The organism is Acidovorax sp. SUPP950 (assembly GCF_030158935.1).
GTDB lineage: Bacteria > Pseudomonadota > Gammaproteobacteria > Burkholderiales > Burkholderiaceae_C > Paracidovorax.
The window spans coordinates 1,975,659-1,991,515 of the sequence record NZ_BQXE01000001.1 but is presented as its reverse complement, the minus strand read 5'-3'; the positions used below and the strand labels follow the sequence as shown (position 1 = coordinate 1,991,515).

Annotated in this window: 12 protein-coding genes; 8 read left to right on the top strand and 4 right to left on the bottom strand. The window is 71.0% G+C overall.

Annotated features, from left to right (window positions below; genetic code table 11):
- Positions 1–33: 33 nt before the first annotated feature.
- The 5 genes from AVME950_RS09165 to AVME950_RS09145 all read left to right on the top strand — a co-directional run bounded on the left by AVME950_RS09165 (position 34) and on the right by AVME950_RS09145 (position 4,151).
- On the top strand, positions 34–423 hold the full coding sequence (locus AVME950_RS09165; RefSeq protein WP_284405222.1) for a DUF1987 domain-containing protein: 390 nt from the start codon (positions 34–36) through the stop codon (positions 421–423).
- Positions 424–428: 5 nt separating this feature from the next.
- Positions 429–1,175, top strand: a complete 747-nt coding sequence (locus tag AVME950_RS09160; RefSeq protein ID WP_284429519.1) for a GGDEF domain-containing protein — start codon at positions 429–431, stop codon at positions 1,173–1,175.
- Complete coding sequence (locus AVME950_RS09155; protein ID WP_502869372.1) at positions 1,172–3,412, top strand: putative bifunctional diguanylate cyclase/phosphodiesterase; 2,241 nt, start codon at positions 1,172–1,174, stop codon at positions 3,410–3,412. The genes AVME950_RS09160 and AVME950_RS09155 overlap by 4 nt, the downstream gene beginning before the upstream one ends.
- A gap of 149 nt (positions 3,413–3,561) precedes the next feature.
- Positions 3,562–3,690, top strand: a complete 129-nt coding sequence (locus tag AVME950_RS09150) for a hypothetical protein (protein ID WP_284429518.1) — start codon at positions 3,562–3,564, stop codon at positions 3,688–3,690.
- Positions 3,691–3,749: 59 nt separating this feature from the next.
- Positions 3,750–4,151 (top strand): hypothetical protein, encoded by a 402-nt coding sequence (locus tag AVME950_RS09145; protein ID WP_284429517.1) that lies wholly within the window; start codon positions 3,750–3,752, stop codon positions 4,149–4,151.
- Between the two features lie 70 nt (positions 4,152–4,221).
- On the opposite strand, the gene AVME950_RS09140 is transcribed toward AVME950_RS09145, so the two are convergent.
- Complete coding sequence (locus AVME950_RS09140; protein WP_284429516.1) at positions 4,222–5,214, bottom strand: LacI family DNA-binding transcriptional regulator; 993 nt, start codon at positions 5,212–5,214, stop codon at positions 4,222–4,224.
- A 257-nt stretch (positions 5,215–5,471) separates the two neighbouring features.
- On the opposite strand from AVME950_RS09140, the gene ptsP reads away from it, so the two are divergent.
- From ptsP to AVME950_RS09125, 3 genes are all read left to right on the top strand, one after another.
- Entirely contained in the window at positions 5,472–8,027 is a 2,556-nt protein-coding gene (gene ptsP / locus AVME950_RS09135) for a phosphoenolpyruvate--protein phosphotransferase (protein WP_284429515.1), read from the top strand.
- Positions 8,028–8,121: 94 nt separating this feature from the next.
- On the top strand, positions 8,122–9,135 hold the full coding sequence (locus AVME950_RS09130) for a 1-phosphofructokinase family hexose kinase (protein WP_284429514.1): 1,014 nt from the start codon (positions 8,122–8,124) through the stop codon (positions 9,133–9,135).
- A 43-nt stretch (positions 9,136–9,178) separates the two neighbouring features.
- Positions 9,179–10,978 carry a PTS fructose-like transporter subunit IIB gene (locus AVME950_RS09125; RefSeq protein ID WP_284429513.1) on the top strand — a complete coding sequence of 600 codons (1,800 nt, stop codon included), beginning with the start codon at positions 9,179–9,181 and terminating at the stop codon, positions 10,976–10,978.
- A gap of 47 nt (positions 10,979–11,025) precedes the next feature.
- Here AVME950_RS09125 and AVME950_RS09120 read toward each other — a convergent pair whose 3' ends face one another.
- From AVME950_RS09120 to AVME950_RS09110, 3 genes are read right to left on the bottom strand one after another with little or no spacing between them, the layout of a single operon-like run.
- Entirely contained in the window at positions 11,026–12,168 is a 1,143-nt protein-coding gene (locus AVME950_RS09120) for a GGDEF domain-containing protein (RefSeq protein WP_284429512.1), read from the bottom strand.
- Positions 12,169–12,199: 31 nt separating this feature from the next.
- Positions 12,200–13,681: an AMP nucleosidase gene (locus AVME950_RS09115; RefSeq protein WP_284429511.1), complete on the bottom strand. Its 1,482-nt coding sequence runs from the start codon at positions 13,679–13,681 to the stop codon at positions 12,200–12,202.
- A 47-nt stretch (positions 13,682–13,728) separates the two neighbouring features.
- Complete coding sequence (locus AVME950_RS09110) at positions 13,729–15,801, bottom strand: putative bifunctional diguanylate cyclase/phosphodiesterase (protein WP_284429510.1); 2,073 nt, start codon at positions 15,799–15,801, stop codon at positions 13,729–13,731.
- Positions 15,802–15,857 lie beyond the last annotated feature (56 nt).

Here is a 15,857-nt window from a genome sequence, read left to right as displayed (position 1 = left end):
CGCGCCAAGCCCGCAAACGAATCGAGATCACAGATGGACAACCTCTACATCGCACCGACCCCCAGTTCACCGGAGGTGGACTTCAAGTTCGACGCCCATACGCTGAGCTTGCGCGGCGAGTCCTACCCCGAGAATGCCGCGGCGTTCTATGGCGACGTTCTCACGCAGCTCAGGGCCTACCTGGCCGGGCAGGTGGACACCAAAATCGAGGTGAGCATCGCGCTCGCCTACTTCAACAGTTCGAGCACCAAGATGCTCTTCAACCTGATCGAGGCGCTCAGCGATGCGGCCGGCGCGGGCAACGAGGTCGTGGTGCACTGGTACCACGATGAGGAGGACGACACCATCCTCGAATTCGGCCAGGAACTCAGCGAAGACTTTCCCGCCATCCATTTCTCGACCCACCCCGTCAGCGCGGCCTGATGCCCATGGACGCCGCGACCCCCCCGGACCTGTTCGAAGCCGAAAACCAGGCCTTGCTGGTCGCACGCAGCGCCTACCAGCGGCATGCAGGCCTGGAAGAGGCCCCCTGCCGTCAGGCGCTGGGGGACCTGCTGGTCGCCTACGAGCGGCTGCTGCGGGAGACGCGCCGCCTGGTGCGCCGCAGCGACCGGGCGGAGCTGGACATGAACCAGCTGAACCTTCGGCTGCAGGACCTGGCGGCCCAGCTGGAGTACCGGGCCAACCACGACCCGCTGACCGGCGTGCTCAACCGGGCGGCCATCATCGAGCGGGTCAACCAGCAGCTGCGAAGCGGCGGCCTCGCGCTGATCGTGCTGGACATCGACCATTTCAAGCGCATCAACGACAGTTTTGGCCACCCGATGGGCGACCGGGTGATCCTGGGCGTGGTCGCCTGCCTGCAGGCCGTCGTGCCCCCGACCGCGCAGGTCGGCCGGGTCGGCGGCGAGGAATTCACCGTGGTGCTGCCGGGGCAGGGCCACGACACGGCGATGCCGGTGGCCGAGGCCTTGCGCGAGGCCATCGAGTCCCACCGCTTCGACCTGCCCGATGGCAGCGGCATCACGGCCAGCTTCGGGCTGAGCTGCCTGGCGCAGGGCGGCACCTTCGACAACGCCTATGGTCTGGCGGACGAGGCCTTGTACGTCGCCAAGCGCGGCGGCCGCAATCGCGTGTCGCTCGCCCCGTGCAGCCGCCACCTGCCTGCCGCATGAACGCCGGGGTGGTGCCCGACTGTCCCGCGCCGCAAGTCGCCGCCGCGCGCACCGTCCGCACCTGCGACCCGCAGGGCGGGCCCGACTGGCGCATCCTCGTCGTGGACAGCGACGCGGGCGTGCATGCGGCCATGCGCGCGGCGCTGCAGGGGCGCACGCTTTTCGGCCGCGCCCTGGTGTCGCGGCACGCTTTTTCGGGCGAAGAAGCGCGCGCGTTGCTCGTGGGCGAGCCGAACGTGGCGATGGTGCTGCTCGACGTGGCTTCGGAGCCAGTGGGCAGCGCCGTCGCGGCAGCCGGCACCCCCTTGGCGCTGGTGGACTTCATCCGCCACACCGCACGCCTGCCCAATGCACGCATCGTGCTGCGAACGGGCCAGCCCGGGCCAATCATGGACCTGGACACCCTGCTGCAGTACGACATCAACGACTACCGCCCCAAGTCCGAGCTGACGCATGACCGGCTGCTGGCCCTGGTCGTCACCTCCGTGCGGTCCTACCAGCGGCTGTGCGCCGCCGAGGCCAGCCGCCGCAGCCTGGAACTCATCGTGCGGTCCAGCGCGTCCTTGCTGGAGACCACCGATCCGCGGGCTTTCGCCTCGGGCGTCATCACCCAGCTGGCGGCATTGCTGGGTGTCGCATGCCATGCGCTGGTGTGCGCGCAGCAGGGAGAGACTGCAGACCGGTTCCAGGTGCTGGCGGCGGCCGGCCGGTTCGCCGGCCTCGCCGACGGCCCGTTCGACGCCGTTGCCGCCCGGCCCGAATGGGGCGTGCTGCGCCGTGTGCTGGAAGGCCGCGGCAATGGGTATGCCGCCGATGGCGGCGTGGCGCTGCACATCGGGCACCAGGGCCGGCAGGGCATGGCCGTCTTCATCGACGTGCCCGCGGCGCGCGGCGCGCTCGATACCCAGATGCTGGACGTCTTCTGCGCCAACCTGGGCACCCTGCTGCACAACCACGGCCTGCTCGCGCGGCTGCATGAATACGCCTATTACGACCCGCTGGTCCGCCTGCCCAACCGCGCGCACTTCGTCGAGAAGGTGGACGAATGCGCCCGCCTCGGCACGCGCGGCCACATCCTGGCGCTGCTCGACATCGACGATTTCAGCGCCACCAACGACGTCATGGGCCACCGCTTCGGAGACTGCCTGCTGGAGCGGGTCGCCCGCGCCCTGTCCGCGGCACTGCCACCGGGCGTGCTGCTGGCCCGCCTGGGGGCGGACACGTTCGGCGTGCTGGGGGCGGTGGCGCAGGTGTCGCTGCAGCGGCTGCTGGACTGCGTCCGCCAGCCCCTGGCGGTGAATGGCGTGGCGCAAAAGGTGTCGCTCACCTGCGGCTATGTCTTCCTGCCCGAGGTGCCGCAGGCGGGCGCCGACCTCGTCAAGGACGCCACCATCGCCTTGAAGCGCGCCAAGCGCGACCACCGCGGTCAGCACCTGGAATATTCGGACCACATGGGGGCCGAGGCGCGCACCCGGGCGCTGCTGCTGTCCGACCTGCGGGCGGCCATCGACACGGCCAAGCTCTTTCTGGTCTATCAGCCGCAGATCGACCTGGCGACCCGGCGCCTGGTGGGGCTGGAAGCCCTGGTGCGCTGGCGCGCGGACGACGGCCAGCTGATATCGCCCGACCAGTTCATTCCGGTGGCCGAGCATTCGGGACTCATCGTGGCGCTGGGCAAGTGGGTGCTGTCCACCGCGTGCGCCTGCATGCGGGAGTTGCTGGCGGCGGGCCATGCGCCCGGGCGCATGGCGGTCAACGTGTCGTCCGTGCAGTTGCAGGACCCCGCCTTTTTCGACACGGTCTGCGCGGCCCTGGCGGACAGCGGGCTAGAGGGGCCGCAGCTGGAGCTGGAGATCACGGAGTCAGTGGCCGCTCTGCCCACCCAATTGCTGAACTCGACCCTGTCCAGCCTGCGCGCGCAAGGCATCTCCATCGCGATCGACGATTTCGGCACGGGCTATTCCTCGCTGAGCTACCTGGAGCGCCTGGCGCTCGACCGCATCAAGATCGACCGCTCCTTCGTGCGCCACCTGGGCGAGCCGCACGGCGTCCGGATCGCGGAAATGGTGGCGCAACTGGGTCGCAAGCTCGGGCTGCAGGTGCTGGCCGAGGGCATCGAGGATGCCGCGGCGCTGCGCGCCCTGCTGGACATGGGCTGCCATGAGGGCCAGGGGTACCACATCGCCGTGCCGATGGAGAAGGGGGCCCTCATGGCCTGGCTGCAGCAACGGCGGTGAGACGGGGCCGAGTTCGCCACCCGGGAGTCTGCCCACGATTCGTTTCGCGCCGTCCCTGGTGACACTTTGCAGCATGCGCCCACGCCCATCTGTGCCTGTTGCGATGGGTTTTGGTTAGCATGCCACTCCACATCAAAAGGGAGTCTGATTTGTTGCTGATCGAACAGACGGGGCGCATGGTTCCTCCGAGAGTCAAGCCCGCCACCAGCCCTGCGCTCGCGCTAGGCACCATGCACATCACCACCGGCATCGTCATTCATCCAAAGGCGAAGTGGTGAATCGATTCATTGGGTGGGCGTTTTTGGCGTTGCCTTTCTGCGCCAACGCCAGCGATTCCTTGCTCAAAGCCCAGGTGGAGTCACTGCCCATTCACGTGCAAAAGGTCGAAACCTGCGGCGCCTGGAGCCAGGCGGACCGGGCAGGTTACTACCGCGTGGTCGTTGTCGATGTGCACGAAGGGGCGGGCAGCGAGATCTACGTGCAGTGGCTCACGCAGCCGACGCAGGAGCGGAGGTCGGAGTTGGTCCGGACCCTGGCGTTTCCCGAACTCAATGACGATCACAGCCAGTACGCCATTCAGGAAATGCGGTGCAGGAAGGTGGGCAGCGGAATCGAGATCGCGATCAAGGCGCAGTACGAGCACGACACGGTGGAAAAGACCCATGCCATTCGGGTCCTTGTCAAAGCAGCGGGAACCTACGCGATATCGGGCATGGCGCGCGGCAGCCAACGGCGCTGAGCCTGGATGGGGGTGTGCTGCGCATCGCTCGGCGGACGATGCCCTGCCAACCGTTTCGAGCGCAGCCTCGTCATCCCCTGCGCGTGGAGCCCCGCGCCAGCAGCGCTCCTTCCAGCACCACCCGCCGTACCGTCCGTTCGGGCTCTGCCAGCCGCTGCAGCAGCAACTCGGCCGCGGTGCGCCCGATGTCGTAGGTGGGCTGCGCGATCACCGTCACGTCCAGGGCCGGCAGGGCCGTCCAGTCGTTGTTGTCGAAGCCGGCCAGGCCGATGTCGTTCGGCATGGATAGGCCCGCGGCCTGGATCGCGTGCACCGCCCCCAGCAGCAGCAGGCCGTTCGTGGCCAGCATGGCGTCCGGGCGCGGCATGCCCCCGGTGCCCGCCAGCAGCGCCGTGGCGGCGGCCATGCCGGCCTCGCGCGTGGGGGCGACCCAGTGCGGATCGGGCGCCAGCCCGCGTTCGCGCAGCGCATCCGCGTAGCCGGCCTGGCGCTCCTGGCCCGTGGTGCTGTGCGTGCCGGCCAGCACGGCGATGCGGCGGTAGCCGGCGTCCATCAGGTGTTCGGTGGCCCGCCGGGCGGCCGCGCGGTTGTCCAGCACCACGCGGTCCGCGCGGGTGGTGTCCAGGGCGCGGTCCACCAGCACCATCGGAAACGGCCAGTCGGCGGGCCGCAGGCGCTTGAGGCCTTCCATGGTGGGCGAGAGGATCACGCCGCTGGCCTGCTCGTCGGCCATCAGTTCAAGGTAGGACTGCTCCTTGGCCGGGTCTTCGTCGGTGTTGCACAGGATGAGCCGCAGGCCGTGGCGGTAGGCCACGTCCTCCACCGCGCGGCCCACGTCGGTGAAGAACGGGCTGCGGATGTCCGAGACGATCAGCCCCACCAGCGAGGCCCGCTGCTGGCGCAGGCGCCGGGCCGCCAGGTTGGGGCGGTAGGCAAGCGCGGCGATGGCCTGCTCGACGCGCTCGCGCAGCGGCGTGCGCACGGCGGCAGGGTTCGACAGCACGCGCGATACGGTGGTGGTGGAGACGCCCGCGCGCTCCGCGACGTCCTTGATGCTGGCCAAGCGGCTTTCTCCTACAAAAGAACCCGGCGTTCTGGTATCGATTCCTGAAATCGCTTTGCGACGGCCGATCTTGTCGCCATCAGCGACCGATCGGTGCGCTGATTTTGCGCCGCCTCGCGGGGGGTGCCGTGGCATTCGTTCATAGGGGATTACCCGAATTTCCATAAGGGAGGGGTGCTTCGTGGCCTTGTCCGCCCTGAAAAGCGGTTTCATAATCCCGCTCTGGAATCGATACCAAAACAAGGAGACATCGCACCATGTCCACGATCCCGGTCGAGGTCCGCCTGGGCGCCGCGCCCCACAACCGAGAAGACGCCGTGCGCGCCGCGGGCGCCCTGCTGGCCCAGGCCGGCCATGCCCAGCCCGCCTACACCGACAGCCTGCTGCAGCGCGAGAAAGTCGCCAACACCTTCCTGGGCCAGGGCCTGGCCATTCCGCACGGCATGGTCGAGGACAAGCACCTCGTGCGGCGCACCGGCCTGGCCGTGCTGCAGGTGCCGGGCGGTGTGCGGTGGGGCGACGATGCCAAGCAGGCACGCCTGGTGGTGGCCATTGCCGCCGCGTCGGATGAGCACATCGCGGTGCTGCGCCGCCTGACCCGCCTGATGCGCGACGACGCCCTGATGGACCGCCTGGCGACCACGCGCGATGCCGGCGAGATCGTGCGGGCGCTCACGGGCGAGGAGTCCGCAGGGGCGGCCGAGGCCGCCGGGCTGGAGGACTTTCCGCTCGGCCACGAGCTGTCGCTCAACTACCCCAACGGCCTGCATGCGCGCCCGGCCGGGCAGTGGGCGCAGGCGGTCAAGCGCTTCACCGCGCGGGTGCACGTGCGCTGCGGCGACACGGTGGCCGATGCCAAGAACCTGGCCGCGCTGCTGAGCCTGGGCGCGGGCCGGGGCGCGCAGCTGCGCCTGTCGGCGCAAGGCCCCGATGCGCCGGCGGCGCTGGCGGCCCTGCGCGACACCATCGTGCGGCTGGGCGAGGAGGAAAGCCGCCAGGCCGAGCTGTCCGCCGCCCGCCAGGCGCAGGCCCAAGGGTTGGGGCGCGAGCTGGGCGACTGGCAGCCCACGGCCCGCCAGACCTTCACCGGCATTGCGGCCAGCCCGGGCCTCGTGATCGGCACGCTGGTGCAGGCCGGCGCCGCGGCGCTGGAGGTGGACGACCGCTTCACCTCCGTGGCCGCCGAGGCCGCCGCGCTGGACCAGGCCCTGGCCGCCGCGCTGGCGCAGTTGCAGCAGCTGGCCGATGGCGCGCGCGCGGCGGGCAAGGCCGAGCAGGCGGGCATCTTCACCGTCCACGCGGGCCTGCTGCAGGATGCCGACCTGCTGCTGGCCACCAGCCGCAGCGTGGTGCAGGGCCATGGCGTGGCCTGGGCCTGGCGCCGCGCGGTGGGCGAGCGGGTGGCCGCGCAGCGTGCGCTGGCCGATGCCACGCTGGCCGCGCGCGCGGCCGATGTGCAGGACGTGGGCGAGCGCGTGCTGCGCCACCTGCTGGGGCGCGGACACGAGGCCGAAGGCGGCGCCGCCGCTGCGTGGCCGGCCGATGCCATCTTGCTGGCCGACGACCTGTCGCCCTCGGTCACCGCGCAGATCGACACCGCCAAGGTGCGGGGCTTTTGCACCGCGCGCGGTGGCCCGACTGCCCACACCGCCATCCTGGCGCGCGCCCTGGGGCTGCCCGCCGTCGTGGCGGCCGGCCCCGGCGTGCTGGGCGCCGATGCCGCGGCCGGCACGCCCGCCATCCTGGACGGCTACCGCGGCCGGCTCTACGTGGGCCCAAGCGAGACGGCGCTGATCGAGGCGCGCGAGCGCATGCAGCGCCTGGCCCGCCGGCAGGAGGAAGAGGCCCGCACCCGCCAGCTGCCCGCCACCACCACCGACGGCCACACGGTGGAGATCGCCGCCAATGCCAACCGGGCCGACCAGGCCACGCACGCGCTGGCGGCGGGTGCCGAGGGCGTGGGCCTGATGCGCACCGAATTTCTGTTCCTGGAGCGCGACGCGGTGCCCGATGAGGACGACCAGTACGCCGTGTACCGCGCCATGGTCGAGGCCCTGGACGGCCGCCCGCTGATCGTGCGCACGCTGGATATCGGCGGCGACAAGCAGGTGCCGCACCTGGACCTGCCGGTGGAGGACAACCCCTTTCTCGGCCTGCGCGGCGCGCGGCTGTGCCTGCGCCGCGACGACCTGCTGGTGCCGCAGCTGCGGGCGCTGTACCGCGCGGCGCGGCACGGCCCGCTGTCGGTCATGTTCCCGATGATCAGCACCGTGGAAGAGGTGCACCAGCTGCGCCAGCGCATGGAGGCGGTGCGCCGCGAGCTGGACGCGCCCCAGGTGCCCGTGGGCATCATGATCGAGGTGCCCTCGGCCGCGCTGATGGCCGACCGGCTGGCGGCGCACGTGGATTTCTTTTCCATCGGCACCAACGACCTCACGCAGTACGCGCTGGCGGTGGACCGGCAGCACCCGGAGCTGGCCGGCATGGCCGACAGCCTGCACCCCTCGGTGCTGCGGCTCATCGAACGCACCATCGCCGGCGCCCGGGCCCATGGGCGCTGGGTGGGCGTGTGCGGCGGACTGGCGGGCGAGCCGCTGGGCGCGGCGCTGCTGGCCGGCTTGGGCGTGCAGGAACTGAGCATGAGCAGCGGCGACATCGGCAGCGTCAAGGCGCTGCTGCGCCGCCATTCCCTGGCCGAACTGCAGGACCTCGCCCGCCGCGCGCTGGACGTGGACACCGCCGACGAGGTGCGCGCCCTGGGCGCCGCGCTGCGCCCGGCCGGCCCGGTGGCCGACACAGGGGGTGTACCATGAGATTTGCTATTAAAAATATAGCGGTATGCCATAGTGTTGATTGTGCTGGGACCGTTTTTGATGCGGCATGTGCCATGCCGGGAAAGGCCGCACCATGACGCCCGAAGTTCTGGCCGGCGCGGCCGCGCCTGCCCGCGTGTTCACCATCACGCTCAACCCGGCCATCGACCAGACGGTGCGCATTCCCACGCTCGTGCCCGGCGCCGTGCACCGGGCGCTGGGGCAGCAGACCGAGGCCGGCGGCAAGGGCATCGGCGTGGCGGCGGTGCTGGCGGCCCTGGGCGTGCCGGTGACCGCCAGCGGCTGGCTGGGCGCCGAGAACGACGGCGTGTTCACCACCGCCTTCGCCGCCAGCGGCATTGCTGACGCCATGGTGCGGGTGGCGGGCAGCACCCGCACCAACATCAAGCTGGCCGATGCCGCGCGGGGCGACTCGACTGACATCAACCTGCCCGGCCTGTCCCTGCCGCCCGAGGCGCTGGCGCAGGCCGAAGCCCGGTTGCTGGCCACGCTGCAGCAGCAGGTGCAGTACGGCGACTGGTGCGAGCTGGCCGGCAGCCTGCCGCCCGGCGCGGCGGCGGGCGTGTGGGAGCGGCTGGCGCGCGCCCTCGCGGCCCAGGGCGCGCACATCGTGATCGACACGGGCGGCGACGTGCTGCGGCAGCTGCTGCAGCGCCTGTCCGACCCGGCCACCGGCCCGGCGGTGCCGGTGGCGCTCGTCAAGCCCAACCGGGCCGAGCTGGAAGAACTGGCCGGCCGCGCGCTGCCCACGCTGGCGGAGGTGGCCGAGGCCGCGTCCGATTTGTGCCGGCGCTACGGCGTGCGGCAGGCGGTCGTCTCGCTCGGCGGCGATGGCGCGGTGATCGCCACGCCCCAGGGGCGCTGGCATGCCGAGGCACCGCGCGTGCCGGTGGCCACCACGGTGGGGGCGGGCGACGCGCTGGTGGCCGGAACGCTCGCCGCGCTCGCGCAGGGCGGCACCTTCCCCGGCGCGGCCGCCTTCGGCATGGCCTGCGCCGCCGCGCGCATCCAGCGCATCGCGCCCGGCCTGCCGCCGCGTGCCGAGGTGGATGCCATCGCCGCCGCCATCGCGCCGCAGCCGGTCTGACCGGCCCCGCCCCCTCAAACGAATCCGCACGGAGACCCATCCCATGGCCCACCTCATCGCCATCGCCGCCAGCCAGGCCGGCCCGGCGCACAGCTTCATGACCGGCGAGGCGCTGCGCGCCGCCGCCGAACGGCTCGGCCACCACATCGCCCTGAGCGTGCGCAGCAGCCTGGGCGCGCAGGGCGGCTGGACGGACGACGAACTCTCGCGTGCCGACGCCGTCATCATCGCGGCCGACATGGCCGTGGACCGCAGCGGCCTGCCTGCCGCACGCCTGCACGAGACCACGCCGGGGGCCGTGCTGGCCGATGCGGCCGACGTCGTGCGCGCCGCGCTGGCGCGCTCGGGCGCAGGCGGTGGGACCGTGGCGGCGCACGGTGGGCCGGCTCCAGCCGTAGCGGCGGTGCCGGCGGTGGCCACTGCCGACGTGGCGCGCCCCCTTCGCATCGTCGCCATCACCTCCTGCCCCACGGGCGTGGCCCACACCTTCATGGCGGCCGAAGCGCTGGAGCAGGGCGCCCAGGCGCTGGGCCACACCATCAAGGTCGAGACGCAGGGCTCGGTCGGCGCGCAGAACGCGCTCACGGCGGACGAGATCGCCCAGGCCGATCTGGTCGTCATCGCCGCCGACACGCAGGTGGACCGGGCTCGCTTCGCTGGCAAGCGGCTCCATGCGACCGGCACCAAGGCCGCGATCCATGACGCGGCCGCGGTGTTCGCCCAGGCGGCGGCGCAGGCCACCGTGTGGGGCGATGCGCCCGCAGCGGGCGCGGCCGCGACGCCCGGGGCGGCGCCTGCCGGCGCCGCCGCCCGCAGCACGGAGCGCACCGGCCCCTACAAGCACCTGATGACCGGCGTGTCGTTCACGCTGCCCTTCGTGGTCGCGGGCGGGCTGCTGATCGCGCTGGCCTTCGCGCTGGGCGGCATCTACGTGTACGACGACGCGCACCAGGGCACGCTGGGCTGGACGCTGTTCCAGATCGGCGCCAAGGCCGGCTTCACGCTCATGCTGCCGGCGCTGGCGGGCTACATTGCGTTCTCCATCGCCGACCGGCCGGGCATCGCGCCGGGCATGATCGGCGGCCTGCTCGCGGGCACCGTGGGCGCGGGCTTCCTGGGCGCCATTGCCGCGGGCTTCATCGCGGGCTATGCGGTGCACTGGATGAACCGCGCCATCCGCCTGCCGCGCACGCTCGACGGGTTGAAGCCCGTGCTGCTGCTGCCGCTGCTGGGTACCTTGGTGGTCGGCGTGCTCATGATGATGGTCATCGGCAAGCCCATGGCCGGCGTGATGGCCGCGCTCACCGAATGGCTCAAGGGCCTGCAGACCGGCAGCGCCGTGCTGCTGGGCGTGATCCTCGGCGCGATGATGGCCTTCGACATGGGCGGCCCGGTCAACAAGGCGGCCTATGTGTTCTCCACCACGCTGATCGCCAGCGGCGTGGCCAACCCGATGGCCGCCACCATGGCCGCGGGCATGGTGCCGCCGCTGGGCATCGCGCTGGCGTGCTGGGTGTTCCGCAGCCGCTTCAGCGCCGAAGAGCGCGAGGCCTCCAAGGCCGTCGCGGTGCTGGGCCTGGCGTTCATCACCGAAGGGGCCATTCCGTTCGTCGCGCGCGACCCGCTGCGGGTGATTCCCGCCTGCATGGCCGGTGCGGCGGTGGCGGGTGGCCTGTCGATGATGTGGAACATCGGCCTGCAGGCGCCGCACGGCGGCGTGTTCGTGCTGGCCATTCCGAACGCGGTCAACCACGTGGTGCTGTACGCGCTGGCGATCGCGGCCGGCACGGGGGTGACGGCGCTGGCGCTGGGGGTGCTCAAGCGGCGGGTGGTGGTGGCGTAGCGCCCTCGGCGCAGGGGGCGGCACTGCCCGTTCTGCGTTCTGTTTTCCTAGCCCATGGCCAGCTGCCGCCGCCCCTGTTCCTTGGCGGCATATAGCGCCGCGTCCGCGCGGGCCATGAGCTCGGCCAGGTCCTCTTCGCCGCCGTGCCACAGCGCCGCGCCGGCGCTGTAGTCGATGGGAAACCCCAGGGCCTGGGCGCTTTCGGCCTGCAGGCGTTCGCGCAGGCGCTGGTCGAAGCGTTGCGCTTCTTCCTGCTGCGCATGCAGCAGGAGCACGCCGAATTCCTCGCCGCCGAACCGGCACACGGTGTCATGCGGCCCGGCCATGGACTGGGCGAGCCGGGCGAACCAGGCCAGGGCGCGGTCGCCGGCTTCGTGGCCGTAGGCGTCGTTGATGCGTTTGAAGTGGTCCAGATCCAGCAGCAGGGCGGCCAGGGACAGGCGCTGGCGCGCGGCGCGCTGTCGCAGGGCCTGGCCGTGCGATTCGAAGCCGCGGCGGTTGAGCAGGCCGGTGAGCGGATCGGTCATGGCCAGGGTGCGCAGTTGCTGCTCGGCCTCGTCGCGCCAGGCCACCAGCACGGCCACCGTGCCCAGCACGAGGGTGACGTTGGCGGCCACGGCCGCGGCGATGTTGACGGGGTGCGGCGTGCGGAAGCTGGGGTAGGCGTCGGTGAAGGCGCCCAGCACGCCGCGCGCGGCGGTGAACGCAGCCATCGTGGCCAGGCAGCCCATGAGCAGCAGGCGCCAGCGCCGGTCCACCGAGTGCGCTGGATGGGCCGGGTAGAGCGTGGCGCGCGCCACGGCCAGCAGCAGCGTGGCCAGCAGCAGGTTGGCCCAGCCGACGCGAAACGCGTAGTGCGAAAAGCCCAGGGTGTAGCCCAGCGGGATCGCCACCACCAGCGCCTGCACCAGGCGCCGCCCGGGCCGGGGCCCCAGCCAGATCGCCAGGGCCTCGAAGAGGGCCCATTGGGCCAGGGAATTGGCGGCCATGGACAGGGTGGACAGGGTCTGGTCCCACGCGTAGGAGGACGCGATGATGGCCGCCCAGGCCAGGCCCTGCAGCAGCAGGCTGGCTTGCACCCAGCGCGCGGCGGTGCCCGCGCCGCGGCCCATGATCAGCGGCAGGGCCGCGGAGAGCATGCACAGGTTGGTGGCCGTGATGGCCATCAGGGTGACGAAATCCAGCCGCATCAATCCCTGGTGGCGGCGCCCACCCGGTGCGTCACTGGAAGGCCACCTCGGCGAAGCTGCGCAGCTTGCGGCTGTGCAGGCGGCTCACGCCCCCGGCCCGCAGGATGTCGATGGCGCGCATGCCGATGCGCAGATGCTGGTCCACGCGCTCGCGGTAGAAATGGTTGGCCATGCCGGGCAGCTTGATCTCGCCGTGCAGGGGCTTGTCGCTCACGCACAGCAGGGTGCCGTAGGGCACGCGGAAGCGAAAGCCGTTGGCGGCGATGGTTGCGCTCTCCATGTCCAGCGCGACGGCGCGGCTCTGGCTGAACCGGCGCTGGGGCATGTTGTCGGGCAGCAGCTCCCAGTTGCGGTTGTCGGTGCTGGCCACGGTGCCGGTGCGCATGATGCGTTTCAGGTCGGCGTCCTCGATCTGCGTGACGTCGGCGACGGCCTGCTGCAGCGCCATCTGGATCTCGGCCAGCGCGGGAATGGGCACCCACAGCGGAAGCTCTTCGTCGAGCACATGGTCTTCGCGCACATAGGCGTGGGCCAGCACGTAGTCGCCCAGCTGCTGGCTGTTGCGCAGGCCCGCGCAGTGGCCCAGCATCATCCAGGCGTGCGGGCGCAGCACGGCGATGTGGTCGGTGATGGTCTTGGCATTGGACGGCCCCACGCCGATGTTGACCATGGTGATGCCGCTCTTGTCCGCCCGCATGAGGTGGTAGGCCGGCATCTGCGGCAGCCGAGGCGGGGCCACGCCCAGCTCGTCGCCCGGCTGGGCCGGCAAGCCGGCGCGGCGGGTGACGACATTGCCCGGTTCGATGAAGGCGACGTACTCGCTGTCCGGCCTGGCCATCTCGGCATGGCCCAGGCGCACGAATTCGTCGATGTAGAACTGGTAGTTGGTGAACAGCACGAAGTTCTGGAACCACTCGGGCGCGGTGCCGGTGTAGTGGCGCAGCCGGTGCAGCGAGTAGTCCACCCGCGGCGCGGTGAACAGCGACAGGGGCTGGGCCTCGCCGGGGCGGGGCGCCCAGGTGCCGTTGGCGATGCCGTCGTCCATGGCCTCCAGGTCGGGCAGGTCGAACACGTCGCGCATGAGCATGCGGCGCTGGGCGGTCAGCGTGCCCTCGATGTGGTCGTGCTCGGCGAACGAGAAGTGGATGGGGATGGGCTGGCTGCTGATGCCCACCTCCAGCTCGATGTTGTGGCTGTTGCGCAGCAGGCGGAACTGCTCGGCGTAGTAGTTGGCGAAAAGGTCGGGCCGGGTGAGGGTGGTTTCATACCGCCCCGGGCCTTCCACGAAGCCGTAGGCCAGCTGGGTGGCGGCGCGGGCCACGGTGGTGGTCTGCACCCGCACGAAGGGGTAGAAGGCCCGCACGTGGCTGGCCGGGGTCTCCCCGGCGACGAAGCGCTGCATGGCATCGCGCAGGTGCCCGATCTGCTGCTGGTAGATGCGCTGCACCTGCGACAGCGCCTCGGCGGGATCGGTATGAAGGGTGGGCTCGGTGAAGTCGGGGATCTGGGCCATGGCCCCTATTGTCCACGGGCGCGCGGGTCTGCCCGATGACGGGCCCGCTATCTTTTTTTCAGCAGCCACTCGCGCGTCTGGCGCGGGTCCATGGGCGGCGAGATCAGGTAGCCCTGCGCCAGATGGCAGCCCAGGGCGCGCAGCAGGTCGCGCTGGGCGTCGGTTTCCACCCCCTCGGCCACGGTCTGGATCTGCAGGCTGCGGCCCATCTGGACGATGGCGGTGACGATGGCCACGTCGTCTTCGTTGGCGGGCGTGTCCGAGACGAAGGAGCGGTCGATCTTGAGCTTGTCGATCGGGTAGCGCTTGAGGTAGGCGAGCGACGAGTAGCCGGTGCCGAAGTCGTCGATGGACACGCGCACGCCCAGGGCCTTGAGCGCGTCCAGCGTGTGGCGCACCTGGTCGGCATCGTGCATGAGCACGGATTCGGTGAGCTCGATCTCCAGAAAGCGCGGTGCCAGGCCCGTCTGGCGCAGCACGCCCGCGATCTCGCCGGCCACGTCGCGCTGGCGGAATTCGAGCGCCGAGAGATTGACCGCCACCGGCACCTGCGGCAAGCCCTCGTCGTGCCAGGCCCGGATCTGCCGGCAGGCCTCGACCAGCACCCAGCGGCCGATCGGCGTGATGAGACCGCGCGCCTCGGCGAAGGCGATGAAGTCGATGGGCCCCACCAGGTCGCGCTCGGGGTGGCGCCAGCGTACCAGCGCCTCGAAGCCCACGAGCGCACCGTCGTCCAGGCGCACCTGCGGCTGGTAGTGCAGCACGAACGCGCCGTGCAGGATGGCGTCGCGCAGCAGGCGTTCGTGCTGCAGCACGCCGGTGGAGGGCGTCTCCATGCCCGGGGCGTAGGCCTGGCGGTTGGCGCGGCCGCTGTCCTTGGCCTGCTGCATGGCGGCGTCGGCCCGGCGCACCAGCTCGGCGGCGGTGTCGCCGTCGTCGGGGTACATGCTCACCCCGATGGAGACCGACACCGACAGCGGCGTGCCGTCGGCATGGAACACGGCGCACACGTCGGCCAGCAGCTGGTCGGCCACCGCCAGGGCGGAGGGCCGGTCTTGCGCGTCGCGCAGCACCACGACGAACTCGTCGCCACCCACGCGCGCCACGATGTCCACCGAGCGCACGCCCTGCACGAGCCGGCGGGCCACCTCGCACAGCAGCATGTCGCCGGCCTCGTGGCCCAGCGAGTCGTTCACCGTCTTGAAATGGTCCATGTCGATGAACAGCACGGCGGCGGCCTGCGGCGTGCGCTGTGCGGCCTCGATCACGGCGGTGAGCCGCTCCATGAGCGTGGTGCGGTTGGGCAATTGCGTGAGCGCATCGTGCCGCGCCAGGAAGGCCTCGCGCTCCTGGGCCTGGCGGCGCGCGGTGATGTCGCGAAGCACCGCGATGCGGTAGTCCGATCCCTTCCAGGGCATGGTCTTGCCGACGATCTCCACGGGAACGGCATGGCCGTCCTGGTGCAGCACCGTGACTTCGTAGGGCTCTTCGCGGCCCTCGCGCACATAGGCCTCGGTGACGGGGCGGAACTCCTCGCTCACGAAATCGAGCATGCGCCGGCCGCGCCCCTCGGCCAGGGAGTAGCCCATCAGCCGCGTGAGCGCTTCGTTGAAGTCGGTCACCAGGCCTTCGCGGTGGAACACGATGGCCTCTTCGGTGGCCTGCGAGAACTTGCGCATGCGCTCTTCGCTCTCGCGCACCGCGCGTTCGGCCTCCCAGTGGTGGGTGATGTCGTTGATGAGCACGAAGGCGCCCATCAGTCCCAGCTTGGGGTGCAGGTGGGGAATGAGGTTGACCTCGATCATGCGCGGCGGCCCGCTACGCACCCGCTGCTTGCGCGTGTATTGCACGCGCTCGCCCCGCAGCACCTGCTGGATCTGGGGCTGGATCGAGGCCCAGGCGCTGTCGCCGATGGCTTCCTGCACCGTCTTGCCCAGGATCGCCTCCACCGTGTGGCCGGTGGATTCGGCGTAGCCCTGATTGGCAAAAACACAACGCAGGGTGGACGATTCGAAGTAGGCCAGCAGCGCCGGAACGGAGTCGGCCAGCAGCCGCAGCAGGGAACTGCTGCAGTGGGGGTCCTGGGAAGGACCGTCCGCTCGGCTTGATGTGTCTGGCATGTCCCACCCTTGTATCTCGAAGTTTTATAGCCGATCGGGGCGCCGCTGGCGAGGGG